Consider the following 22,524-nt stretch of genomic DNA (forward strand, 5'->3'; position numbering starts at 1 on the left):
GGGGAGGTCGTAAATGATGAATACGCTTACAGGACAGCAAAGAAAAAGCTCTTTGCTTTGGGATTATTTGACGACGGTTGACCATAAGAAAATCGCGATTTTATATATGATCGCCGGGGGGTTTTTCTTCGTCGTCGGCGGACTTGAGGCCATGCTTATCAGGATTCAGCTCTTGAGGCCGGGGAACGATTTTATGGGTGCTCAGCAGTTTAATGAAATTATGACGATGCACGGCACGACAATGATCTTCCTGGCGGCGATGCCGCTGTTATTCGGGCTGATGAACGCGGTTGTGCCGCTTCAGATCGGGGCGCGTGACGTATCGTTCCCATTTCTGAATGCGCTCGGATTTTGGCTGTTTTTCTTCGGAGGCATCTTTTTGAATCTGAGCTGGTTTTTAGGAGGCGCTCCTGATGCAGGCTGGACGTCGTACGCGTCGCTTGCGCTGAATTCGAAAGGGCACGGCATAGACTTTTTCGTGCTCGGCCTGCAAATATCAGGCTTAGGTACGCTCATTGCGGGGATCAATTTTCTCGCCACGATTATTAATATGAGGGCGCCGGGTTTGACGTATATGAGACTGCCGCTGTTTACGTGGACGACATTTGTGGCGTCGGCACTCATTTTATTCGCATTTCCTCCGCTCACCGTCGGTTTGGCGCTGATGATGCTGGATCGTTTGTTCGGAACGAATTTCTTTAATCCTGAATTGGGCGGCAATACGATAATCTGGGAGCATCTGTTTTGGATTTTCGGGCATCCGGAAGTATACATTTTAATTCTTCCCGCCTTTGGGATTTTTTCAGAAATCATTCCCGTATTTGCGAGGAAACGTCTGTTCGGTTATTCGTCTATGGTCTTTGCGATCGTGCTGATCGGCTTTCTCGGGTTCATGGTTTGGGTTCACCATATGTTTACGACGGGACTCGGACCGATCGCTAATGCGATATTTGCGGTTGCGACGATGGCGATCGCGGTGCCTACGGGCATTAAAATTTTCAACTGGCTTTTGACCATCTGGGGAGGAAATGTCAAATTCACGACGCCTATGCTGTATGCCGTCGCCTTTATTCCTTCTTTCGTACTCGGAGGAGTCACGGGTGTCATGCTGGCGGCCGCAGCCGCAGATTATCAGTTCCACGATACGTATTTTGTCGTAGCGCATTTCCACTATGTCATTATCGGCGGCGTTGTGTTCGGCATCCTGGCGGGGGTGCATTTCTGGTGGCCGAAAATGTTCGGGAAGGTGCTTCATGAAACGATGGGGAAAATTTCGTTCGTCTTATTTTTTATCGGGTTTCATCTTACCTTCTTCATTCAGCATTTCCTCGGTTTGATGGGAATGCCGCGGCGCGTTTACACATATCTGCCCGGCCAGGGGCTTGATACCGGCAACCTGATCAGTTCAATCGGCGCGTTTTTCATGGCGGGCGCGGCTGCTTTACTCGTCGTCAATATTATTTATACCTCAATAAAGGGGAAATACGTCGGGAACGACCCGTGGCTGGACGGTCGTACGCTTGAATGGGCGGTTTCTTCGCCGCCGCCGGAATATAATTTTAAACAGCTTCCGTTTGTCCGGGGACTTGACCCGCTGTGGATTGAAAAGCAGGCCGGAAATGAAGGGATGGCGCCTGCAGAGCCTGTAGAGGACATTCATATGCCGAACGGATCCATCATGCCGTTTATCATATCTTTCGGGCTGTTTGTCGCAGCGTTCGGGTTTTTATACCACTCCGATTATTCATGGGGGCTTCCGGTTATCTTCATAGGGCTCGGCATCACATTCTTTACCATGCTGCTTCGCTCTGTGGTCGATGATTACGGCTATCATATTCACAAAGAAGATCTGCCGAATGATGATAAAGGGGTGAAGGCGTAATGCAGCTGCAGGAAAAAATGACGGCTGAAACCTTTCCGGCTTCTCCTGAAAAAGCAACGCTGGAAGGGAAAAATAAGTTTTTGGGATTTTGGCTGTTTCTCGGCGGGGAAACGGTTCTGTTCGCCTCGCTATTTGCAACATTCCTTGCTTTACGGGAATCTAAAGCCGGAGGGCCGTCAACAGCTGAGATGTTTGAGCTGCCGATCGTATTTATCGCGACGATGCTTCTTTTAACGAGCAGCTTAACGAGTGTGTATGCGATGTATCATATGAAAAATTTCTCCTTTAAAAAAATGCAGGTGTGGCTTTTGGTTACCGTTTTATTGGGAGCAGGATTTTTAGGGGTAGAAATCTATGAATTTATGCATTACACTCACGAATTCGGCTTTACCATTACAAGCTCTGCGCTCGGCTCAGCGTTTTACACGCTCGTCGGCACACACGGAGCACACGTGGCGTTCGGGCTGTTGTGGATCAGCGCGCTGATGATCCGGAATGCAAAAAGAGGGCTCAGCCTTTATAATGCGCCGAAATATTATGTGGCCAGCTTATATTGGCATTTTATCGATGTCGTGTGGGTCTTTATCTTTACCGTTGTATATTTGATGGGGATGGTGGGATAACGATGGACGATAACAAAAACAGAGGGACTGTCAGTACGGATCTCGAATATCGAAAAAAGAAAAATGCCGAGGAGATGAAATATCAGGTCATATCCTTCGGCTTGATGATCGGTCTTACGCTTGTCGCGTTTTTGACGGTGGCTGCAGACGGCATTGCCGGATGGTTTACGATGCCGTTTCTGATCCTGCTTGCGGTCATCCAGGTCATCTTTCAGCTGTTTTACTTTATGCATATGAGCCAGAAGGGGCATGAAGCGCCGTCATTATTTCTGTATTCGGGAATATTTGTCGCGTTTATCACCGTGCTTGCATTTGTCACGATTATTTGGTGGTAATCGGGACGGCGGGGAGTGAGAGATTTGATTAATTTGGAAATGTTCGGGTTTCGCGCAATGTGGAGCCCGTATCTGTTTTGTATAACTGCCGTGATAACAGGTGTTTACTTTTACTGGTGCAGCCGGCATAAAGGACGTGTGTCCGCTAAGGAAAAGGTGCTGTTTGTGCTTTCCGCGCTATTTTTTTACGCGGCTGCGGGAAGTCCGGTTGATTTATTGGGCCATGTGATGTTCAGCGCCCATATGACGCAGATGGCGGTTCTGTTTTTAGTCGTACCGCCGCTGTTGATTTCCGGAATTCCCGGCTGGGCATGGAAAAAACTGATCTTCCGTCCTGTCGTAAAGCCGCTGTTTTCGTTCTTTTCAATGCCGCTTATCGCATTAGTGCTGTTTAACGGTATTTTTTCACTGTATCACATCCCGTTTATATTTGATTTCGTCAAAACGGATTCGCTGTATCACACGCTGATGAACGGACTCATCTTTGTAACGGCGTTTTTTATGTGGTGGCCGCTTGTGCATAAGGTGGACGGTCTGCCCCGTCTCAGCGGTTTAATGAAGCTGGGGTATATTATGGCAGACGGGATTTTGTTAACGCCGGCCTGCGCGCTCATTATGTTCAGCGGGGCGCCCATGTATGCCACGTATACAGATCCGGCGGCTTGGGCCGAAGCAATGAAGCTTTGCGTTCCTTTAGATTTGCTGGAGGAGATCCCTTTATCCGGACCGGAGATGTTTAACACGCTCCCTCCTCTGGAAGATCAGCAGCTTGGGGCAGTGCTGATGAAAATCATTCAAGAGGCGGTCTACGGAACATATTTGGCTGTCATCTTTTTTCAGTGGGTCAGAACGGAACGGGAAAAAGATACGCTGTCAGAGCCGCCGTATATCGAGCATACCGTCTCATGAAAAAAAGTACAGCAGAATATGCTGTACTTTTTTATTACATTTGCACTGTTTTTAATGACTCTTCCAATTCAAGCAGTAAAGCTTTGCTTTCAGCGACGACTTGTTCCGGAAATTCTTCAGCGCTGCCGTATTCTACGCCGTGCGGATAATAATGCTTTCCTAAAAGAGGGGCCTTCAGCTGAATTACGGCCCGGCTGCCGCCGACATCGCCCTCTTTTGCCGTTCCTTGAATCCGCAGATAAAATGTCCCCTCAGGTACTGAAAACTTTTTGTCGTAAGTCACTCTTTCATAATCCCATTGTCCAGCCAGAATGAGCCCTTTACCTTCCATCAGATCATTCAAGCGGCTGAGCTCCGCTGTTACCCCTTCAAGACCGCTGTTTTCAAACTTCAAACCTTCCCCCTCCTTTTAAAAATGCCCTTTCCTGACAATCATAGTATGAAAGCGTTACACTTTCAATGATTCATACGGTGAAAGTATGCAAAAAGAAAAATTTGACGACAATAGTAGCAGAAAAAAGGAGGAATTCCGCAATGACAAAGATCAATAAGCTCATGACGTCAGACTTGCAATATTGTACAGTATTAGATAATGTATATGAAGCTGCGGTGAAGATGAAAGACGCAGATGTCGGCGCCATTCCGATAGTGGATGAAGACGGCGCCACACTTGTCGGGATCGTGACAGACAGAGATCTCGTATTACGGGGAATTGCTTCAAAAAAGCCGAACTCTCAAAAAATAACCGACGCAATGACAGAGCGGGTTATCAGTGCAGAAGAAGACGCCTCTGTGGAGGAGGTGCTCCATTTGATGGCTGAACATCAGCTCAGAAGAATTCCCGTCACAAAGGATAAAAAACTGGTCGGCATTGTTACGCTCGGCGATCTTTCGTTGGCCGAGCAATCAAATGAGCAAGCAGGCCGGGCGCTGTCTGACATTTCTGAAGACGGCGGTCCGGAGGGGTTTATCCATTAAACATAAATCACGGACGATGCAAATAGGCTGTACTGTATAAGAGTAAACAAAAACAGAACGGTTTGAACATATGGGGGTGAGAGGTTGAAAAATATCGCAAGGGCTCTCGTTATCCTTTTGCTTATTTACGGAGCGTATGTTCTGTTTATACAATATGGATCGGCTCCTCAAAAAAAGACGGATCAGGAGGAGCCTCAGGTTTCCAATGAAGAAGAGAGCGGAAAACGGCTGAAAATGCCGTCATCCGGACTGCTTTCTCTCATGGGGAAATCTGCCGCCGATGTGAAAAAGAAACTTGGGGAACCGTCCCGGAAAGATCCTTCTGCCTACGATTACGAGTGGTGGGTGTACAACCAGGGGAAAGACCAATACGTACAAGTCGGTATTTTGAATGATAAAGCCGTGACTTTATACGCTTCGGGAAGCGGCATCAACGCAAAACCGTTTAAGATCGGCGAATCGACGGGCGAAGTTTTTAAAACGACGCAGGTTTCTCCTTTTGTCAATGTGACTGACAAGGGAAACACGTATCGGTTCGAGTTTTCTGAAGAAGATATCAATACCCGTCCCACCGTTAAGATAGGCGGAATGTATGTTCAGCTGTACATGGACAAATTTGACGGGAATCTGTCAAGCATCAGGGCATTTGATGCGGAAACACTTGTGAAACAAAGGCCGTATGAGGTCATGTACAGAGGAAAGCTGACAGAACCCGAGCCTGTTTCTGATAAAAAATGGAACGACATTGAACGAGCGAGTGAGCAGCAGATTCTCGATATTACAAATGTCATCCGCGTGAAACACGGACTTGCAAGGCTGAAATGGGACGAAGGCGCCGCAAAAGTGGCATTCGGCCACAGCAAGGACATGAAGGATAACAAGTATTTCTCTCACGTCTCAAAGAAATACGGGACTCTGAAGGACCGCTTGGAAAAAGGCGATGTGAAATACCGGGAGGCCGGTGAAAATATTGCCTACAACTATGTGGACGGTCCTGCAGCCGTGGAGGGCTGGCTGAACAGCGAAGGCCACAGAAAGGCGCTGTTAAGCCCGGATTATACGCACCTCGGTGTCGGCGTTGATCAGAAGTATTATACGCAAAACTTCATTAAGCCTTGGCAGTAAAAAACCGCAGAGGGGCGCGTCCCCCGCGGTTTTTTTATGTTTTTTCGCGAGCGGCGCTCCTGCCGAAAAAAACAATTTTTATATATACCTGCTTTTTTTCGCAATTTAGGCGAACATTAAGGCGCATGAACCGATACATTATAGCAGGCAAAACTTTTCGGAGGGGGTGAGAATTGTGGCGAATCAGCAATCACGGCAATCAATCGATGATTTTAAACAATTCGTAAAAAAGCATCCCAAACTGATCCAAAATGTTCGCAAGGAACAAAGAAGCTGGCAGGAAGTCTATGAAAATTGGGTTCTTCTGGGCGAGGATGATCCGATATGGGACCCTTTTAAAGACGAGGCCGTTCAGCCTTCTTCCGACGCGGAAACCAAACAGGAACCAGCTGAAAAAAACGATTTCGTTTCAAAAATGGTCACTGCCGTCAAAAAGATGGATATCAACCAAATGAATGAGCAGATCAATAAAATGAGCCAATCCATTTCATCATTGCAAAGCCTTTTAAGCCAATTTTCGGGGAGCAGCACGAAGCAGCCCCGGCAAGGCTCCGGACAACATCCTTTTTCGTTCAGAAAGGATTAAAGAAGGGGATCGTGTATGCGAAAAGAGGTTCAGGAATTCATATCCGCAGATGAGGAACGGAAACGGTTTATACGGCAGCGTCCCGTCTGGTACCGCAGACTTGCGAGAAAACCGGACGATCTCAATTCCTTTCAGCTTGACATGATGAATTTTTATGAAAAGACGATACCGCATCGGGTAAGCCAATTCTCAAACGGGATTCAAATGGCGCAGATGATGATGCAGATGGTTCACGCCATGCGTTCACAGGATTAAAAAGCGTTTAAACGCCGCATTTTCCAATTGGGTGGTTTCATGGTAAACTAGCAACTGGAGGTGCGTATTTATGTATGCAACAATTGAGTCCGTCAAGCTTCAAAGTGAAGCGGAGCAGCTTGCCGGCATGATTCTGCAGTCTGAGACGGCTGAAAATTACCGCGATTGTTACAAGCGTCTCCGTGAAGATGAAGAGGCAGGGCGGATCATTCGTTCTTTTATGAGCGTTAAAGAGCAGTATGAGGATGTGCAGCGTTTTGGCAAATACCATCCTGATTATAGAGAGATTTCCCGCAAAATGAGAGAAATGAAGCGGGAACTGGATTTAAACGATAAGGTGGCCGAATTTAAAAAAGCGGAGACTGAGCTTCAGTCGCTGCTTGACGAGATCAGCATTGAACTCGGAACGGCCGTCTCGGAGCATGTAAAAGTTCCGACGGGGAATCCTTATTTTGACGGCCTGTCATCCTGCGGCGGCGGGTGCGGTTCCGGCGGCGGCTGCGGATGCAAAGTTTCCTGACGAGACGGCCGTCTCGTCTTTTACATAAAATGAACAGAAAGTCAGGCGGGTGATCATGATGGAAAATAAGCGCCAAGGCATAATCGTATATCTGCATTCCTTAAAACACAGCAAAATGCTGAGAAAATTCGGCAACGTTCATTATGTTTCCAAGCGGCTGAAATACGTTGTGCTGTATTGCGATATGGACCTAATCGAAAAAACAATGGAAAAGATTTCTTCTTATTCTTATGTGAAGAAGGTAGAGCCTTCTTATAAACCTTTTTTAAAGCTGGAATTTGAATCAAAGCTTGATAAGGCGAAAGAGTACGATTATAAAGTCGGTATATAAAAAAATCCCCGCAGATACCTGCGGGGTCCTTCTATTCCTTAACAAGTTAAGGAGAAGGAAAAGGGAGAGGAGAAACCGGAGGAAGAACTTATGGGGAAACGTAAGTCTTCTCCGCGGTTGGCAACAACATCATTCATTGATGCTGTTACACGTAGTCTTGACAGGAATGTGAATATGTATACACGTTTTTCACGTTCATTGTTTGAAAGAATGCTTTATGATAAGATAGGGATTGTTTTGATACATAACGGCTCAGCCGATGAGTAACATCAAAGTTTTCAGAAAAAGTGGTGTGAATAATGAGAGTAATTTCCGGTTCAAGAAAAGGACGAGCCTTAAAGGCTGTGCCGGGCACATCAACAAGGCCGACGACGGATAAAGTAAAAGAGTCTATTTTTAATATGATCGGCCCGTATTTTGACGGAGGAACGGGGCTGGATTTGTTTGCGGGGAGCGGCGGTCTCGGGATTGAAGCGCTGTCGCGCGGATTTGACCGCTGTATCTTTGTGGATCGTGATTTCAAAGCCATCCAAACGGTAAAAGCGAATATCAAAGCGCTTGATCTGCTGTCTTCAGCGGAAGTATACCGCAATGATGCAGAGCGGGCCCTCTATGCCGCGGCGAAACGGGAAAAAGGTTTTGACGGAATTTTCTTAGATCCTCCGTATAAGGAACAAAAGCTGAAAGCGCTTATCGAAATGATTGATGAGCAGAACATGCTGAATGAAGACGGTTTTGTCGTAGCCGAGCATGATAAAGCCGTTGCGCTTCCTGAAGCCGTCGGCGCGCTTTCTGTAACAAGAAGGGAAATTTACGGGCTTACAGGAGTGACGATATACCGAAATAGGGGGTAATGATGTGGCAAGTATAGCTGTATGTCCCGGAAGTTTTGATCCCGTCACCTACGGACATCTGGACATTATCAGACGGGGGGCAAACGTGTTTGAGCAGGTGTACGTATGCGTGCTCAATAATTCTTCTAAGCAGCCGCTGTTTACAGTTGAGGAACGATGTGAGCTGTTAAGAGAAGTGACAAAAGACATACCGAATGTTACGGTCGAGACGTCACAGGGACTGTTAATCGACTATGCGAAAAAAAAGCGGGCGAAGGCGATTATCAGGGGGCTCAGAGCCGTTTCTGACTTCGAATATGAGATGCAGGGGACTTCCGTCAACCGCGTGCTCGACGAATCAATAGAAACTTTTTTTATGATGACGAACAATCAGTACTCTTTTTTAAGTTCAAGCATCGTAAAAGAAGTCGCAAAATATAACGGGCCTGTTTCAGAGTTTGTTCCTCCGGAAGTTGAACAGGCGCTGATGCAGAAATTTAAAGGATGAGAAGCGCTGATTGGCGTCTCATCCTTTTTTTGTCCGTGCTGACAGCCTGTAACAATAAATCAATGCGTATACGGCGAGAGCTGTCAGCGTGATGGCGGGCCCGGTTTCAACAAGTGTATTCCAGCCGCTGACGGCAGCAGATCCCGCTTCCTGATCGCGGAAAGGGAGGAATACGGACTGGTAAGGTTCGTCCAATGCAAGGTAAAGCGGCTTCCACAGTAAGAGAATAAAGAGTGCGGCATAAATGCCCTGAAGGATACGCGCCGCGAAAAACGGTTTAAAGCGGATATCTGTTTCCGATAAAATGCCGGCTACCTGGGCCTGTACGGAAAGGCCGCTGAACCCGAGAATAAAACTCACAATCATGGCTTTCGGCAGCAAGGCGGCATCAGCTTCACTGACCAGCTTGCTCCCAAGTGTAATTTCAAACATTCCGCTGATAAGAGGGATGTCCAGATTTGCCGGAAGATGAAAAAGCGAAAGCAGCGCGTTTGTAAATACAGAAAGCACATCCATGACTTGTACGATTGATAATAACCGGCTGAAAACCGAAAACAATATAATAAAACCGCCCACCATCAGCAAGGTTTGTACAGAAGAGGTGACGGCGTCGCCCAAAATTTTTCCGAGCGGCCGCTTTTCCGAAAGCCGCGCCTTGTGGAGGGCCAGAAATGCTTCCTTCAGAGAAGGGAGAGCGATCGTCTTTTTACCGGTATACTCCGCTTCTTCTTTCCGTCCGTATGAACGCATCGTCAGGCCGACGGCGATGTTTCCGAGATAGTGAGCCGATGCCAGCAGAATGCCGAGAGACGCGTTATGAAAAAAGCCGACTGCCACAGCAGCGAATATAAATAACGGATTGGATGAATTGGTAAAAGAGACGAGGCGTTCAGCCTCTACTCTGGAGATTTGTTTATCCTGGCGCAGCCGTGCAGTCAGCTTCGCGCCGGCCGGATTGCCTGAAGCCATGCCCATAGCCAGTACAAATCCGCCGACCCCCGGCACTCTGAAAATGGGACGCATAAAGGGTTCGAGTAAAAGGCCGACAAACTTGACAATGCCGAATCCGATTAAAAGCTCAGATAGAATAAAAAACGGAAGCAATGAAGGAAAAACTACCTCCCACCACATGGAAAGGCCGGTTTTGGAGGCTTCGAATGAGGCCTGAGGGTGTGAAATAACCGTAGCCGTCAAAAAAATGAAAAACAATGAAATCAAAAATGTATGAAACTTAGACAAATTCATTCTTACCTCCCCGATGCTAAAATTGCACACTGACATTTATATCATGATAAAATATAGAACAGACCTTAAAGGCGGCCGGGCAAGTACCTATTTGTCATCCTGTACTAATATACGAGCATAGGGGTTCAATTTAGACCATAGAATTCATGTATAGGATGTCTATTAGGGGGTTCGTCGCGTTGGCCAAACCTACAATCGGGTTAGCGTTAGGTTCGGGAGGGGCAAGAGGCATCGCTCATCTCGGAGTGTTATCCAGTTTACATAAGCATCAGATTCCAATTGATATGATTGCCGGCAGCAGCATGGGAGCATTAGTCGGAAGCTTTTATGCGGCCGGGCATGACGTGGCCACGATGAAAAAAGTCGCCAAAGCATTTAAGCGGCGGCTGTACGCGGATTATACGATGCCGAAGCTCGGATTTTTAAAAGGAGACCGCATCAGGCAGCTCGTTCATGCCTATACGTACGGCAAGCCGATAGAAGAACTGCGGATCCCGCTCGGCATCGTGGCCTGCGACCTTCAGACCGGCGAAAAACTCGTTTTTACGAAAGGTTCAGTGTCCGAAGCCGTCCGCGCGAGCATCAGCATACCGGGCGTTTTCGTTCCGCAAAAAATGAACGGACGTATGTTAGTGGACGGCGCGGTGGTCGACAGAATCCCGGTTTCCGCCGTAAAAGATATGGGTGCTGATATCGTCATCGCCTCTGACGTATCCCGGGTGAAAAAAACGGAAAAGGCGGCACATATTTTTGATGTAATCATGCAAAGTATGGATATACTGCAAAATGAATTGGTCCGTCACCAGACCATTGCCGCAGACGTCATGATCCGCCCTTCTCTTGAATCATTCAGCTCAAGTTCTTTTGCCAACATTGATCATATGATCACAGCGGGCGAAGAAGCCGCAGACCGGATGATCGGCCGGATTAAACAAGAAATAGAGAACTGGGAGGGCTAATTCATATGAAAGCAAAACATTTTCGCTGGGTGTTTATCATCCTGATCTTATTAATCGCTGTTACATTTATTAAGCTTCCGTATTACATCACACAGCCGGGAGAAGCATCAGAGCTGAGACCGCTGATTAAGGTGGACGGAGGCTATCCTGAAAAAGGAAGCCTTTCCTTGATGACTGTCAAAGTAGGCCCCGCCAATCCGTATACATATCTTTGGGCGAAAGTGCATCCTTACGAAGAAATCGTCCCTGATGAAAGCATAAAAGAAGAGGGCGAATCGGACTCGGATTATATGAAGCGCCAGCTGCAAATGATGAAAAGCTCCCAAGAAAACGCGGTCATTGCCGCTTATCAAAAAGCCGGGAAACAGGTGAAATACTCATTTAACGGCATTTATGCCAGTTCAGTCGTCTCTGACATGCCGGCAAAAGGAAAAATAGAGGTCGGTGATAAAATCATCAGCGCGGACGGGAAAACATACGAATCCGCTGAAAAGCTGATTGATTATATCAGCAGCAAAAAAGCGGGGGAAAAAGTAACGTTTCACATTGAACGGGACACGAAAGAAAAGACCGTTGACATTGTGCTGAAATCATTCCCGGACGACCCGAAAAGAGCGGGAATCGGTGTCGCATTATATACGGACCGGAACGTGAAAGTGAAGCCGGATCTTCATTTCAGCATTGAAAACATCGGCGGGCCTTCTGCGGGTCTCATGATGTCTTTAGAAATTTACAACCAGCTGACAAAACCTGACGAAACAAAAGGCTATAATATAGCCGGAACGGGGACAATCGACGTGGACGGCAAAGTCGGACCGATCGGCGGAATCGATCAGAAAGTCGTCGCCGCAGACAAAGCGGGAAAAGATATTTTCTTTGCTCCGAATCAAAACGGAGCTGAAAATTCTGATTACAAAAATGCGGTAAAAACGGCGAAAGCAATCAAGTCCGATATGAAGATCGTCCCTGTCGACACCATGCAGGACGCACTTGACTATTTGGATCAGCTGAAAGTAAAAAGCACCTGATACAGACAGGTGCTTTTTTTTACGCATTCAAAAAACGCTTTTCGTCTTCATCATAGCGGATCGGCGCTTGTGAAAATTCCTGTTTCTCAAACAATGTGCGTTCAGGTTCGTTTATCGGCAGGCTGTAAACCCGTCCCGCCAGTATGTCCAGATCCAGAGCGGGATGAGAGAAAGAAGAGAGCTTGCTGACGAGAGGTGCGGTAAGCTCTTTTTTCTTTGCCGACAGGTACGCCTGTCCTTTTTTCGTCATTCCGAGAAGACGGATATAAGGACCGCTTGAAGGCTTTAAGAGACGATGCATGTCTTCTTTTTTCGTCCGTGTCAGAATGTGCGTGTTTATCCGCTGCAGCCTCGTCCACGTGTATCGTTTTGTTTTCAATCGTTCCATCATTTCGCGATAGGATCGGGCTTGTCTGATGGTGCGCAGAATTCTGTGCTCAAGGCCTTCTTCCACTTCATAGATTCGGCTCAATTCTTCAGCGGAAAGAGTGCTGAGGCTGTATTTTACATATGAAAAATAGTCTTCCGTGCTGTGCCATATGCCGTATGAATTTCTGTATGCCTCCAGCTCACGCGCAGACGCTTCCGGGAGAAAGCTCCTTGCAGCCGCCGTTCCTTTTTCTATCAGCGCTTTCCGGATGCTTGTTGCGCTGGCTATCCGGCTGTTATCTCCGGGAAGCTCGGCGTCATGATATTGGGAAGCGATTCTGGCTGTCGTATAAGGCTTCATAGCGGAACCGGAGGTGTGTATCGCTCTAACGTAGTGAAAACCGAGAATATTGTTCGGCTTGGACAAATCGAGCATGTCCCGCCCTTTGAATATGTGTGAAAAAGCTTTTGAGGCGGCGGCCGGATAGCTGAGACCCTTTTTCAGCTCCTCTTTCAGAATCAGGCTGCAGTCATCTTCCTTTCGGCTGAACGCTTCAGACGCTTCAAGAAAGGATTCGATCCGCCCGTTTTCGCTGCCGAAAAACAAGCTGCTGCATCCTAAATGATGAAGAAGCGAAACGCTGCCGCGCGCGAATAATTCCGCTTTTTGTACGGCATATATATAAGGGAGCTCGATGACGATATCCACGCCGTTTTCCAGCGCCATTTTTGTCCGGGCCCACTTTGAGACGGCGGCCGGTTCCCCGCGCTGCAAAAAAGGGCCGCTCATCACCGCCGCCGCGACGCTGCTGTCCGTTTTGATTTTTGCTTGTTCCGCATGATAGCGGTGTCCGTTATGAAAGGGATTATATTCAACAACCAGGCCGACTGCTTTCATATTTGTCCCGCCTTTCTTGCTATGTTTTGCTTCGTGTGGTACATTTGCAAATGAAGTGCATATTTTAGTCCGTTTCGTTTAGTGTATGCATAGCCTATCCGGCTGTCAACGATTGCATGACGGCGGCATTATGCTGTAAAGAAAAAATATTGACAAAAACATTCTGAAAAGCTATAATCATGTTTGTTGCTTTCCTGAGGTGATACAAATGAAATGGACGATTTATCAGCTTCATCAAATCGCGAAAAAGAGCTTTGAATTTGATGAAACAGTTGAGTTAAATGAGCTGACAAAATTGAATTCTGATATCCGCCGCATTTCTCCCGTCCGGGTGAAGGGCCGCGCGGAGATTGAATCCAAACAAGTTTCGTTTGACTTTACGATTTCAGGCGAAATGGTTTTGCCGTGCTCAAGAACTTTAGTTGATGTGCCGTATCCATTTACAATCGCGACAAAAGAACTGTTTAGATTTCATAAGTCGGATGATATAGAAGATGAGGACGTTCATTTTGCTGAAGACGATACCGTCGACTTAACTCCGATCATAAAAGAAGAGATTCTTTTAGAAATTCCTATGCAAGTCTTTTGTGAAACTGAACAAAAAGAAGGAGCCGCTCCCCAAGTGGGGAAGGATTGGCAAGTGATTTCTGAGGAAGACAAGAAAAATCAAATCGACCCCAGACTTGCGGATCTGAAAAAGCTCTTAACACAAGATGATGAATCTTAACTCTTTAAGGAGGTGGGAATAATGGCTGTACCTTTTAGAAGAACTTCTAAAATGAAAAAAAGATTGCGCCGTACACATTTCAAACTAAATGTACCTGGTATGACAGAATGCCCGTCATGCGGAGAGATGAAATTGTCTCACCGTGTATGTAAAGCATGCGGATCATACAACGGCAAAGACATAAATGTTAAAAGCAATTAATGTATGAAGAAAAGCGCGGGAATCTCGGTTCCTGCGCTTTTCTTTTTTTTGCCCCTCCGGCCTGCTTCCGCCGAAAAAATTGTGAGCCCCAGTAGTCTATCTAATCTATCAGCGGCATATGCATGAGGTAAATGAGCAAATATGGAGGGAGATACGATTGACGATAACGAGACAAGACGCGTGGACGCAAGATGAAGATTTGCTGCTGGCCGAAGTGGTGCTCAGGCATATTCGGGAAGGCGGGACCCAGCTTTCCGCTTTTGAAGAAGTCGGCAGAGCGCTGACGAGAACGGCTGCCGCCTGCGGGTTCAGATGGAATTCTTATGTCAGAAAACAATATCAGTCAGGGATAGAACTGGCGAAAAAACAGCGGAAGGAATTAAGAAAGCAGATCGGGGTGCATTCCGCCAATCTGCCGGGAACCGTCAAACAGCCTCCGATCCGCAGGGCGGAAGGAGAAAAAGAGCTGTCCATTGATGATGTCATTTTGTTTCTGCAGCAATTTAAAGAGTCGCCAGCCGCAGCGGATATGCGTCATGAAAAAGAAAAACTCACAGAACAGCTGACCGCGCTGCAAAAAGAAGTCGAGGATCTGCGTGAGGAAAATGAAAGCTTGAGAAACAAGCTGGAGATGACGGAAGAAGATTATAAAGCGTTAATTGACATTATGGACAGAGCGAGAAGGATGGTCAATTCAAAAGAAGACGACAGAAAATCGGCGCAGAGCCTGTAAAATGAACCGGCCTGGGGGCGGCGCCCCGCCGGTTTTTTATTATGCCGTTTCTCCGGATGTCATTTCACCGTTCATATCGGGATGCCAGATATAAGGATTTTCTCCTTTATCACGCGCCATATCATATTTAACGGGCTCAAAATTCATCTTATCCCAGAAATCTGCTGATTTCATGCGTGAATTCGTCCTGATCGGCATTCTGAAGGATTTTGCAAAATCAACAAGCGCTTTTCCGTATCCGTTGTTTTGATAGCCCGGAAGAACCTCAAGCTTCCAAAGTTCCAAAAAGTCCTGACGGTGGTCAAAATACGGATTCGCGCCTCCGTTTACCTGATATAAACTCATTCTCGCCACTAGTTTATCCCCGAAGTAAATCCCGTAAAAAGGCGAGGTGCTGTCATTTTCAATGATATTATCCTGAAGATCTTCAAGCATCGACAGCTCCTGCATCCCGTATTCCTTAAACCTTTTAAATTCTTCGAGTGTCTTAAAGTTGATGAGCAGTCGCTCTATTTTCAACACAAACTCCCCCTTTGTTGTGTTCTACCATTATTGTAAACGCTTTAATTGAAAATTCCAACTATAATATGCTTGCCAGTCTTTTTGCTCAAAACGAAATTGAAGTAATTTGCGGCGGCTTCTGCTATGATAATATGGAAAAATGGAGATATAGGGTGTGACAGTGTGAAAATCGGAATTATCGGCGGCGGAGCGGTAGGCCTTTTATGTGCTTACTACTTATCGTCCCGCCATCAGGTAACGGTCATTACGCGGCGGACGGAGCAGGCTGATGCGATTAACTCAGGCGGTATACGGCTTTTGAAAGACGGAATAGAATGTACGGCGGCATGCAGAGCGCAAACCGGCCTCACTTCCGGATTCGACCTCTTAATCGCAGCCGTTAAACAGCACCAGCTAAGTGCTGTGTTGCGGGATCTTGAGACGATAAAAGGGACGAATGTGCTGTTTTTGCAAAACGGCATGGGACACATACACGACATTAAAGATTGGCATACGGATCATTCGCTTTATGTCGGCACTGTTGAGCACGGAGCAAAAAAGATATCAGATCATGCCGTTGAACATACGGGAGCGGGAGCCGTAAGATGGAGTGTATTCAGCGCATCCCGGCCGGAAACGCTCCAAAGCATCTTTTCCGGCATGCACCGGGATTTTCCCGTATATGATGAAAACGACTGGTATCGGCTTTTAACGGGAAAACTGATCATAAATGTATGCATCAACCCGTTAACTGCATTGCTGCGCGTGAAAAACGGAGAGCTGTTAAGAAATGACGCTTACAAAAAATATATGAGAAACGTGTTTGAAGAAGCGGAGACAATACTTGGCCTCGCCGATAGAGAAAAAGCGTGGAACAAGGTTTGCGAAGTTTGCAGACTGACGGAAAAAAATCATTCTTCCATGCTCGTCGATATCATGGCAGGCAGGCGGACAGAGGCCGATGCGATTATCGGCTACCTTGTAAAAGAAGCGGAAAGCCGCGGATTGCCGGCCGTTCATCTCCCGTTTTTACACCGCAGCATAAAAGCGTTAGAAAGAAACTGAAACAAAGTCTTTTGAGGTTTTCCGGTAACATGCTATACTCATTTCGGAAACCTAACTATTTATTGGAGAAAGGAAGTTCCAGACAGATGCAGCTAACTGAACTTTCCATCAAAAGTCAAAATAAGTTTGTGCAGCACTATATAGATGGAGAAAACATGTCTTCATTTTTTGATTATGATATTCATTCAGAGGACGTATGGCAAAAGCGGCTTCATGACCTGTCTTCGCGGCCGTTTGCCAGAGAAGAATTAGCGGATTATTTATCCTCCTATCACGAAAAATTTCACTCCGCCGCCATGCAGGCCTCCATCGAAAAACTGAGAGATCCAAAAAGCGCAGCGGTAGTAGGCGGCCAGCAGGCCGGTCTTTTAACGGGGCCTCTTTACACCATACATAAAATTATCTCCATTATCGTACTTGCCAGACAGCAGGAAGAGGCGTTGCAGATTCCTGTCGTTCCGATTTTCTGGGTGGCGGGTGAAGATCACGATCTGGAAGAAATCAATTTTGTGCATACGTCAACAGAGAATAAAGGTCCGGTGAAACAGAAACTGCCGCAGTCGTACTGGAAAAAAACATCGGCGGCTAAAACCGAGCTTGATCAGGAAAAATGCGCGGCTTGGATTGATGAAGTGTTCGCTGCTTTTGAGGAGACGGATCACACAAACACACTCCTTCAAAACGTGAAGCGATGTTTACGCTCATCAGAGACATTCACGGACTTTTTTGAACTGTTGATCGCCGACTTGTTTCAAGAAGAAGGCCTTATTCTGATGAATTCGGGAGATCCGGGGATTAAAAAGCTGGAAACGGGTATGTTTCAGCAGATTTTAAAACACAATCATGAGCTTGCCAAAGCCGTGTCAGACCAGCAGCGTCTTATGCGGGAAGCCGGTTATCACCCGATTATTGAATCGGACAAAGATCAGGCCAATCTGTTTTACGAACACGAGGGAGAGCGTTTCTTAATTGAAAAAGAAAACGGCGTTTTTGTCATTAAGGAGCTTGATCTGAAGTGGACGAACGACGAGCTTCATACCCATATGGAAGAAAAACCGGAATGTTTCAGCAATAACGTTGTGACAAGGCCGCTTATGCAGGAGTTTCTCATCCCGACTCTGGCGTTTATCGCGGGACCGGGGGAGATCAATTATTGGGGTGAGCTGAAGCGGGCTTTCTCATTAATGGGCTTTCGCATGACCCCGGTAATGCCGAGACTGAACATTACGATTTTAGAGCGCCATATTGAAAAGAAGCTTTCAGAACGGAATATCCCGCTTCAGGAAGCGATCGAACACGGCACCGGACACCTGAAAGACACTTATTTTGAAGAGCAGATTCCGGAAGAGTTTTCTTCTGTAATGGAACAGGCGAAGTCGCAGATTGAAGCTGTCCATAAACGTGCAAGGGACGAAGCGCTGAAGGTCGATTCAAGCCTTGAGCCGCTCTTACAGAAGAATGCCGCCTTCATTCAAGATCAGCTCTTGTTTTTAGAACGGACGGTAACGAAAAGAATTGAAGAAAAAGAAGGCTTTGTGCTGCGTGACTATGAAAGAATCCAAAACAGCATCAGACCGCTCGGCGCTCCGCAGGAACGGATTTGGAATGTGATGTATTATCTGAACCGCTACGGTCCAAAATTCTTCACAACCTTCAAACATCTGCCATTTTCTTTTCAAAACCAACATCAGATTGTCAAACTTTGAAATAAAGTTTTAAAGAACCCTGAATAGTTCAGGGTTTTTTTTTATGTGTAAACAGTGTAAAATGAGGTTGTGGAGAGAAGTGGCGGATAGTGGTGAGTTTAGGGGAGAAAGTGGGGGTCCTTATCATGTTTATGGGTGAATACCGGCATACTGTTGATGCAAAGGGCCGCATGATCGTACCCGCAAAATTCAGAGAAGGCCTCGGTGAGCAGTTTGTGCTGACAAGAGGACTTGACCAATGCCTTTTCGGCTATCCGATGAATGAATGGAAGCTGATTGAAGAAAAGCTGAAGGCTCTGCCGCTCACCAAAAAAGACGCCCGCGCATTTACCCGATTCTTTTTTTCCGGTGCGACCGAATGCGAACTGGACAAGCAGGGAAGGGTTAATATTGCGTCATCTCTTCTGAATTACGCAAAACTGGAAAAAGAATGTGTTGTCATCGGGGTTTCCAATCGAATTGAATTGTGGAGTAAGGTAATATGGGAACAATACACAGAAGAGCAAGAAGATTCATTCGCTGAAATTGCTGAAAACATGATTGGATTTGATATATAATGGATCTTCGTGCATCACAACAACAACTGACAATTCAATTCATTCCTGATAAAGGTGGGACCGACACAAATGTTTCAGCATAAGACAGTACTTCTTCGTGAAACCGTCGACGGTTTAAATATCAAACCGGACGGAACCTATGTGGACTGCACCCTTGGCGGCGCCGGGCACAGTACATATTTATTGCAGCAATTATCGGAAAAAGGACGCTTGATCGCCTTTGATCAAGATGACACGGCACTTGAAAACGCAAAGAAAACATTGTCCGAATACAAAGGACAGCTCATTCTGGTGAAAAGCAACTTTCGTTATTTAAAAGAGTGTTTACATGAACACGGCATTACGAGTGTCGACGGAGTTCTATTTGATTTAGGAGTATCCTCTCCGCAGCTTGATACACCGGAACGGGGATTCAGCTATCATCATGACGCACCGCTGGACATGAGGATGGACCAGTCGGCCGCCCTTACGGCGAAAGAAGTCGTAAATGAATGGCGGTATGAGGACCTTGTGAGGATTTTCTTTAAATACGGAGAAGAAAAATTCAGCAAGCAGATCGCCCGAAAAATTGAAGAGGCAAGAGAAAAATCGCCTATTCAAACAACCGGCCAACTGGTCGATCTAATAAAGGACGCGATACCGGCTCCGGCAAGAAGAAGCGGAGGTCATCCGGCCAAACGTGTATTCCAAGCCATTCGAATCGCCGTAAACGACGAGCTTCAAGTATTTGAAGAGGCCCTCTTGCAAGCGATAGAGGTGCTGAAGCCGGGCGGAAGGGTGTCTGTGATCACTTTTCACTCGCTGGAAGACAGAATGTGCAAGACGACATTCAAGGAAAAATCATCACTTCCCGAACTGCCTCCGGGTCTTCCTGTGATACCGGAAGAATTTGAACCGGAATTAAAACTGATTACAAGAAAGCCCATTACGGCATCAAAAGAGGAGCTTGAAGAAAATAACCGCGCCCGGTCAGCGAAGCTCCGCATTGCGGAGAAACGAAAATAACGGGCAGCAAATGACAACATTAAAGGAGGTCATCAGCCTATGAGCAACTTAGCTTACCAGCAGGAAAAACAACAACGGCCAGTGATAAGTCCCGAAAAAAAGGTGATTGTCAAAAAGAGGGCTTCCATTACACTCGGGGAAAAGGTGCTGCTCGTCCTGTTTGCCATTGCCGTTCTCTCCACATCAATGTTTATCGTATCAAAGGCATACGCGGCGTACCAATCCAATATTGAGGTGCAACAACTGGAGGAGAAAGTATCTGAGAAGAATAAGCAGATCGGTGATCTCGAAAAGACGGCTGCTGACTTAAGCCAGCCGCAGCGCCTGATGGATATCGCTAAAAAGCACGGTTTGAATCTGAAAGATAAAAAAGTGAAAAACATACAGGAATGATAACCCATGCCGAAAAAAAATAAGTTTATGAACAGAGGAGCAGCGATACTCAGTATTTGTTTCGCTCTCTTTTTCTTTGTCATTCTCGGGAGAATGGCGTACATTCAATTAACCGGTAAAGCAAACGGTGTAGAACTTGCAACAAAAGCGACCGAGCAGCACGAAAAAAAGCGGACGATAGAAGCGAGCCGCGGCTCTATTCTTGACCGGAACGGCAAAGTGCTTGCAGAGGACACGGCGACATATAAGCTCATTGCCGTGCTTGATAAAAAAATGACAAGTGATCCGAAGCATCCTCAGCATGTCAAAGACAAAGAGAAAACGGCGGAAAAACTGGCGACCGTTATCAATCTTGATAAAAGCGAGATTCTGGACATCTTAAACAGGGATGGCGCGAAGCAGGTGGAATTCGGTTCAGCCGGCCGCGATATCTCTTATGCGAAAAAACAAAAGATCGAAAAAATGAATCTTCCGGGTATTTCTTTCTTAAGAGATACGAAGCGCTACTATCCGAACGGCGTATTTTTGTCAAATGTTCTCGGGTATGCCGATGTGAATGAAAAAACAAACGAGATACAAGGCTCTTTAGGGCTTGAAAAAATACTGAACAACTATCTGACGGAACGCGACGGATCCGTCACTTACGAAAGTGATAAATCCGGCTGGAAACTTCCGAACAGCAAAGAAAAAATCACCGCACCTAAAAACGGTGACAATGTATATTTAACCATTGATCAGAAAATTCAAACCTTTTTAGAAGACAGCATGACGAAAGTAGCGGAAAAATATAAACCGAAAAAAATTATGGCGGCTGTCGTAGAACCGAAAACAGGCAAAGTGCTTGCGATGGGGCAGCGTCCGAGTTTTGACCCGAATATCAGAAACGTCACCAATTATTACAACGACTTAGTGTCGTACGCGTATGAACCGGGTTCAACGATGAAGATCTTTACGCTTGCCGCGGCGATTCAGGAAAATGTGTTTTCTGCAAACGAGAAATATAAATCAGGAACATATAAAGTGGGAGGCAAACCTGTTAAAGATTGGAACGATGGCGCCGGTTGGGGTATGACAAGCTTCCATGACGGCCTCATGAGGTCATCGAATGTTGCTTTCGCCAAACTGGCCAACGAAAAACTGGGGTTTGATCGGTTTAATGAGTACCTGCACAAATTCGGGCTCTATCAAAAAACAGGGATTGATCTGCCCGGTGAAGTATCAAGTAAAATTAACTACAAATATGATTTTGACAAAGCGTCTACGGCTTACGGCCAAGCATCGGCGATAACGCCGATCCAGCAGCTTCAGGCCGTCACGGCGATTGCCAATAACGGCAAAATGATGAAACCTTACGTCATTGATCATATTGTCGACCCCGATACGAAAAAAGTCGTCAAGCAGACAAAACCAGAGCAGGCAGGCACGCCGATTTCAGCCGATACGGCTAAAAAAGTCCGGAATCTGCTCGGAGAAGTCGTGACGTCAGACATCGGAACCGGAAAACCTTATAAAATTGAAGGATTTGACGTCGCGGGTAAAACGGGAACCGCACAAATTGCCGGGACGGGCGGATATTTAAGAGGAACGAGCAACTATGTGTTTTCATTCATGGGCATGGCGCCGAAAAATGATCCTAAGCTTGTCATCTATGTAGCCGTGCAGCAGCCGCAATTAAAAGCGGGGCAAAGCAGCTCTGATCCTGTCGCGGAAATCTTTAACCCGACGATGAAAAACAGCCTCCACTACATGAATATCGAACCGACGGAAAAAACAGATTCCGGTCAGGAAGAAACGAAAAGCCAAAAGATGCCTGACCTGACAGATAAGACGGTCAAGAGCGCTGAGAAGGAAGCGAAAAATGAACATCTCACACCGATTGTCATCGGCAGCGATGTTGCCGTAAAAGAGCAGTATCCGACAGCCGGAGAAGATGTGATCACCAATCAGAAAATCTTCTTAAAAACAGACGGAAAGATGACGATGCCGGATATGTCCGGATGGTCGAGACGGGAAGTGCTTCAATTCAGCAAAGTATCAGGCATTCACATCGATGTGAGCGGTGAAGGTTACGCTTCAAGCCAAAGTGTGAAAAAAGGCAAAGAACTGAAAGAAAATACCGTGATCAAGGTGAAATTTAAAAATCCTGATTAACGGGACAGAGAAGTCCGCGGATGCCCGCGGGCTTCTTTTTTATGCGCCGCCGTTCTATGTGTCCAAGCTGAGGCATAAATTGAAACAAGCCTAAATAAGGA

Annotated in this window: 27 protein-coding genes; 23 read left to right on the top strand and 4 right to left on the bottom strand. The window is 46.5% G+C overall.

The features are described from left to right. Nucleotides 1-13: 13 nt before the first annotated feature. The 4 genes from ctaD to ctaG are packed head-to-tail and all read left to right on the top strand — an operon-like array spanning nucleotide 14 to nucleotide 3,749. The gene (gene ctaD / locus JNUCC21_RS07865; protein WP_007611227.1) at nucleotides 14-1,882 is read left to right on the top strand and encodes a cytochrome c oxidase subunit I; all 1,869 of its coding nucleotides are present in this window, start codon (nucleotides 14-16) and stop codon (nucleotides 1,880-1,882) included. After that, complete coding sequence (gene ctaE, locus JNUCC21_RS07870) at nucleotides 1,882-2,505, top strand: cytochrome c oxidase subunit III (RefSeq protein ID WP_003154482.1); 624 nt, start codon at nucleotides 1,882-1,884, stop codon at nucleotides 2,503-2,505. Before ctaD ends, ctaE begins: the two co-directional genes overlap by 1 nt. Nucleotides 2,506-2,507: 2 nt before the next feature. Further along, nucleotides 2,508-2,840 (top strand): cytochrome c oxidase subunit IVB, encoded by a 333-nt coding sequence (ctaF, locus tag JNUCC21_RS07875; protein WP_007409686.1) that lies wholly within the window; start codon nucleotides 2,508-2,510, stop codon nucleotides 2,838-2,840. Between the two features lie 24 nt (nucleotides 2,841-2,864). Further along, complete coding sequence (gene ctaG / locus JNUCC21_RS07880) at nucleotides 2,865-3,749, top strand: cytochrome c oxidase assembly factor CtaG (protein WP_020953993.1); 885 nt, start codon at nucleotides 2,865-2,867, stop codon at nucleotides 3,747-3,749. 34 nt (nucleotides 3,750-3,783) lie between these two features. Here the strand turns inward: ctaG and JNUCC21_RS07885 are convergent, their stop codons facing one another. After that, complete coding sequence (locus tag JNUCC21_RS07885; RefSeq protein ID WP_060675442.1) at nucleotides 3,784-4,143, bottom strand: YugN family protein; 360 nt, start codon at nucleotides 4,141-4,143, stop codon at nucleotides 3,784-3,786. Between the two features lie 140 nt (nucleotides 4,144-4,283). Between JNUCC21_RS07885 and JNUCC21_RS07890 the strand changes: the two genes are divergently transcribed. The 8 genes from JNUCC21_RS07890 to coaD all read left to right on the top strand — a co-directional run bounded on the left by JNUCC21_RS07890 (nucleotide 4,284) and on the right by coaD (nucleotide 8,885). Continuing rightward, nucleotides 4,284-4,727, top strand: coding sequence for a CBS domain-containing protein (locus JNUCC21_RS07890; RefSeq protein WP_014417702.1), 444 nt, complete (start codon nucleotides 4,284-4,286; stop codon nucleotides 4,725-4,727). Nucleotides 4,728-4,811: 84 nt separating this feature from the next. Next, a complete protein-coding gene (locus JNUCC21_RS07895; RefSeq protein WP_007409690.1) occupies nucleotides 4,812-5,852 on the top strand; it encodes a CAP domain-containing protein in 1,041 nt (346 codons plus the stop codon). Nucleotides 5,853-6,027: 175 nt separating this feature from the next. Next, nucleotides 6,028-6,438: a YlbD family protein gene (locus JNUCC21_RS07900; protein WP_007409691.1), complete on the top strand. Its 411-nt coding sequence runs from the start codon at nucleotides 6,028-6,030 to the stop codon at nucleotides 6,436-6,438. 15 nt (nucleotides 6,439-6,453) lie between these two features. Next, nucleotides 6,454-6,693 carry a YlbE-like family protein gene (locus JNUCC21_RS07905; RefSeq protein ID WP_003154475.1) on the top strand — a complete coding sequence of 80 codons (240 nt, stop codon included), beginning with the start codon at nucleotides 6,454-6,456 and terminating at the stop codon, nucleotides 6,691-6,693. Between the two features lie 70 nt (nucleotides 6,694-6,763). After that, nucleotides 6,764-7,213 (top strand): YlbF family regulator, encoded by a 450-nt coding sequence (locus tag JNUCC21_RS07910; RefSeq protein ID WP_003154472.1) that lies wholly within the window; start codon nucleotides 6,764-6,766, stop codon nucleotides 7,211-7,213. Nucleotides 7,214-7,271: 58 nt separating this feature from the next. After that, nucleotides 7,272-7,544 (top strand): YlbG family protein, encoded by a 273-nt coding sequence (locus JNUCC21_RS07915; protein WP_003154470.1) that lies wholly within the window; start codon nucleotides 7,272-7,274, stop codon nucleotides 7,542-7,544. A 299-nt stretch (nucleotides 7,545-7,843) separates the two neighbouring features. Further along, entirely contained in the window at nucleotides 7,844-8,398 is a 555-nt protein-coding gene (gene rsmD, locus JNUCC21_RS07920; RefSeq protein ID WP_007409693.1) for a 16S rRNA (guanine(966)-N(2))-methyltransferase RsmD, read from the top strand. 4 nt (nucleotides 8,399-8,402) lie between these two features. Further along, complete coding sequence (gene coaD / locus JNUCC21_RS07925) at nucleotides 8,403-8,885, top strand: pantetheine-phosphate adenylyltransferase (RefSeq protein ID WP_007409694.1); 483 nt, start codon at nucleotides 8,403-8,405, stop codon at nucleotides 8,883-8,885. Nucleotides 8,886-8,903: 18 nt separating this feature from the next. On the opposite strand, the gene ylbJ is transcribed toward coaD, so the two are convergent. Then, on the bottom strand, nucleotides 8,904-10,130 hold the full coding sequence (gene ylbJ / locus JNUCC21_RS07930; protein WP_072589069.1) for a sporulation integral membrane protein YlbJ: 1,227 nt from the start codon (nucleotides 10,128-10,130) through the stop codon (nucleotides 8,904-8,906). A 179-nt stretch (nucleotides 10,131-10,309) separates the two neighbouring features. Here ylbJ and JNUCC21_RS07935 point away from each other — a divergent pair, with 179 nt between their 5' ends. Both JNUCC21_RS07935 and JNUCC21_RS07940 read left to right on the top strand, forming a co-directional pair. Then, on the top strand, nucleotides 10,310-11,089 hold the full coding sequence (locus tag JNUCC21_RS07935; RefSeq protein ID WP_007409696.1) for a patatin family protein: 780 nt from the start codon (nucleotides 10,310-10,312) through the stop codon (nucleotides 11,087-11,089). Between the two features lie 5 nt (nucleotides 11,090-11,094). Further along, nucleotides 11,095-12,117 carry a SepM family pheromone-processing serine protease gene (locus JNUCC21_RS07940; protein ID WP_007409697.1) on the top strand — a complete coding sequence of 341 codons (1,023 nt, stop codon included), beginning with the start codon at nucleotides 11,095-11,097 and terminating at the stop codon, nucleotides 12,115-12,117. A 19-nt stretch (nucleotides 12,118-12,136) separates the two neighbouring features. Here the strand turns inward: JNUCC21_RS07940 and JNUCC21_RS07945 are convergent, their stop codons facing one another. Beyond that, nucleotides 12,137-13,384 (bottom strand): nucleotidyltransferase, encoded by a 1,248-nt coding sequence (locus tag JNUCC21_RS07945; RefSeq protein WP_369878723.1) that lies wholly within the window; start codon nucleotides 13,382-13,384, stop codon nucleotides 12,137-12,139. 208 nt (nucleotides 13,385-13,592) lie between these two features. On the opposite strand from JNUCC21_RS07945, the gene JNUCC21_RS07950 reads away from it, so the two are divergent. From JNUCC21_RS07950 to gerR, 3 genes are all read left to right on the top strand, one after another. Then, nucleotides 13,593-14,111, top strand: a complete 519-nt coding sequence (locus JNUCC21_RS07950) for a DUF177 domain-containing protein (protein WP_012117495.1) — start codon at nucleotides 13,593-13,595, stop codon at nucleotides 14,109-14,111. 21 nt (nucleotides 14,112-14,132) lie between these two features. Further along, a complete protein-coding gene (gene rpmF, locus JNUCC21_RS07955) occupies nucleotides 14,133-14,312 on the top strand; it encodes a 50S ribosomal protein L32 (protein ID WP_003154457.1) in 180 nt (59 codons plus the stop codon). 157 nt (nucleotides 14,313-14,469) lie between these two features. Continuing rightward, the gene (gerR, locus tag JNUCC21_RS07960) at nucleotides 14,470-15,045 is read left to right on the top strand and encodes a sporulation-specific transcriptional regulator GerR (RefSeq protein ID WP_015239811.1); all 576 of its coding nucleotides are present in this window, start codon (nucleotides 14,470-14,472) and stop codon (nucleotides 15,043-15,045) included. A gap of 39 nt (nucleotides 15,046-15,084) precedes the next feature. Here gerR and JNUCC21_RS07965 read toward each other — a convergent pair whose 3' ends face one another. After that, nucleotides 15,085-15,567, bottom strand: a complete 483-nt coding sequence (locus tag JNUCC21_RS07965; protein ID WP_369878724.1) for an N-acetyltransferase — start codon at nucleotides 15,565-15,567, stop codon at nucleotides 15,085-15,087. 162 nt (nucleotides 15,568-15,729) lie between these two features. On the opposite strand from JNUCC21_RS07965, the gene JNUCC21_RS07970 reads away from it, so the two are divergent. The 6 genes from JNUCC21_RS07970 (at nucleotide 15,730) to pbpB (ending at nucleotide 22,423) form a co-directional block, all read left to right on the top strand. Next, a complete protein-coding gene (locus JNUCC21_RS07970) occupies nucleotides 15,730-16,611 on the top strand; it encodes a 2-dehydropantoate 2-reductase (RefSeq protein WP_032871411.1) in 882 nt (293 codons plus the stop codon). Nucleotides 16,612-16,697: 86 nt separating this feature from the next. Next, nucleotides 16,698-18,317 (top strand): bacillithiol biosynthesis cysteine-adding enzyme BshC, encoded by a 1,620-nt coding sequence (bshC, locus tag JNUCC21_RS07975; RefSeq protein ID WP_015239813.1) that lies wholly within the window; start codon nucleotides 16,698-16,700, stop codon nucleotides 18,315-18,317. A gap of 125 nt (nucleotides 18,318-18,442) precedes the next feature. Next, the gene (gene mraZ, locus JNUCC21_RS07980; RefSeq protein ID WP_007409703.1) at nucleotides 18,443-18,874 is read left to right on the top strand and encodes a division/cell wall cluster transcriptional repressor MraZ; all 432 of its coding nucleotides are present in this window, start codon (nucleotides 18,443-18,445) and stop codon (nucleotides 18,872-18,874) included. A gap of 69 nt (nucleotides 18,875-18,943) precedes the next feature. Beyond that, entirely contained in the window at nucleotides 18,944-19,879 is a 936-nt protein-coding gene (rsmH, locus tag JNUCC21_RS07985; protein ID WP_015239814.1) for a 16S rRNA (cytosine(1402)-N(4))-methyltransferase RsmH, read from the top strand. 39 nt (nucleotides 19,880-19,918) lie between these two features. Further along, nucleotides 19,919-20,272, top strand: coding sequence for a cell division protein FtsL (gene ftsL / locus JNUCC21_RS07990; protein WP_015239815.1), 354 nt, complete (start codon nucleotides 19,919-19,921; stop codon nucleotides 20,270-20,272). A 6-nt stretch (nucleotides 20,273-20,278) separates the two neighbouring features. Continuing rightward, nucleotides 20,279-22,423 carry a penicillin-binding protein 2B gene (pbpB, locus tag JNUCC21_RS07995; RefSeq protein ID WP_015239816.1) on the top strand — a complete coding sequence of 715 codons (2,145 nt, stop codon included), beginning with the start codon at nucleotides 20,279-20,281 and terminating at the stop codon, nucleotides 22,421-22,423. Nucleotides 22,424-22,524 lie beyond the last annotated feature (101 nt).

The sequence above is a fragment of the Bacillus sp. JNUCC-21 genome (assembly GCF_041222765.1).
GTDB lineage: Bacteria > Bacillota > Bacilli > Bacillales > Bacillaceae > Bacillus > Bacillus velezensis.

Bases quoted from the DNA above. Each gene is read 5' to 3' on its own strand.
- ctaE (WP_003154482.1), top strand. From the start codon at position 1,882: ATGCAGCTGCAGGAAAAAATGACGGCTGAAACCTTTCCGGCTTCTCCT.
- pbpB (WP_015239816.1), top strand. From the start codon at position 20,279: ATGCCGAAAAAAAATAAGTTTATGAACAGAGGAGCAGCGATACTCAGT.
- rsmD (WP_007409693.1), top strand. From the start codon at position 7,844: ATGAGAGTAATTTCCGGTTCAAGAAAAGGACGAGCCTTAAAGGCTGTG.
- JNUCC21_RS07950 (WP_012117495.1), top strand. From the start codon at position 13,593: ATGAAATGGACGATTTATCAGCTTCATCAAATCGCGAAAAAGAGCTTT.
- rsmH (WP_015239814.1), top strand. From the start codon at position 18,944: ATGTTTCAGCATAAGACAGTACTTCTTCGTGAAACCGTCGACGGTTTA.
- ylbJ (WP_072589069.1), bottom strand. From the start codon at position 10,130: ATGAATTTGTCTAAGTTTCATACATTTTTGATTTCATTGTTTTTCATT.
- rpmF (WP_003154457.1), top strand. From the start codon at position 14,133: ATGGCTGTACCTTTTAGAAGAACTTCTAAAATGAAAAAAAGATTGCGC.
- JNUCC21_RS07890 (WP_014417702.1), top strand. From the start codon at position 4,284: ATGACAAAGATCAATAAGCTCATGACGTCAGACTTGCAATATTGTACA.
- JNUCC21_RS07905 (WP_003154475.1), top strand. From the start codon at position 6,454: ATGCGAAAAGAGGTTCAGGAATTCATATCCGCAGATGAGGAACGGAAA.
- bshC (WP_015239813.1), top strand. From the start codon at position 16,698: ATGCAGCTAACTGAACTTTCCATCAAAAGTCAAAATAAGTTTGTGCAG.
- JNUCC21_RS07915 (WP_003154470.1), top strand. From the start codon at position 7,272: ATGGAAAATAAGCGCCAAGGCATAATCGTATATCTGCATTCCTTAAAA.
- ctaF (WP_007409686.1), top strand. From the start codon at position 2,508: ATGGACGATAACAAAAACAGAGGGACTGTCAGTACGGATCTCGAATAT.
- ctaD (WP_007611227.1), top strand. From the start codon at position 14: ATGATGAATACGCTTACAGGACAGCAAAGAAAAAGCTCTTTGCTTTGG.
- JNUCC21_RS07940 (WP_007409697.1), top strand. From the start codon at position 11,095: ATGAAAGCAAAACATTTTCGCTGGGTGTTTATCATCCTGATCTTATTA.
- JNUCC21_RS07910 (WP_003154472.1), top strand. From the start codon at position 6,764: ATGTATGCAACAATTGAGTCCGTCAAGCTTCAAAGTGAAGCGGAGCAG.
- JNUCC21_RS07945 (WP_369878723.1), bottom strand. From the start codon at position 13,384: ATGAAAGCAGTCGGCCTGGTTGTTGAATATAATCCCTTTCATAACGGA.
- ftsL (WP_015239815.1), top strand. From the start codon at position 19,919: ATGAGCAACTTAGCTTACCAGCAGGAAAAACAACAACGGCCAGTGATA.
- mraZ (WP_007409703.1), top strand. From the start codon at position 18,443: ATGTTTATGGGTGAATACCGGCATACTGTTGATGCAAAGGGCCGCATG.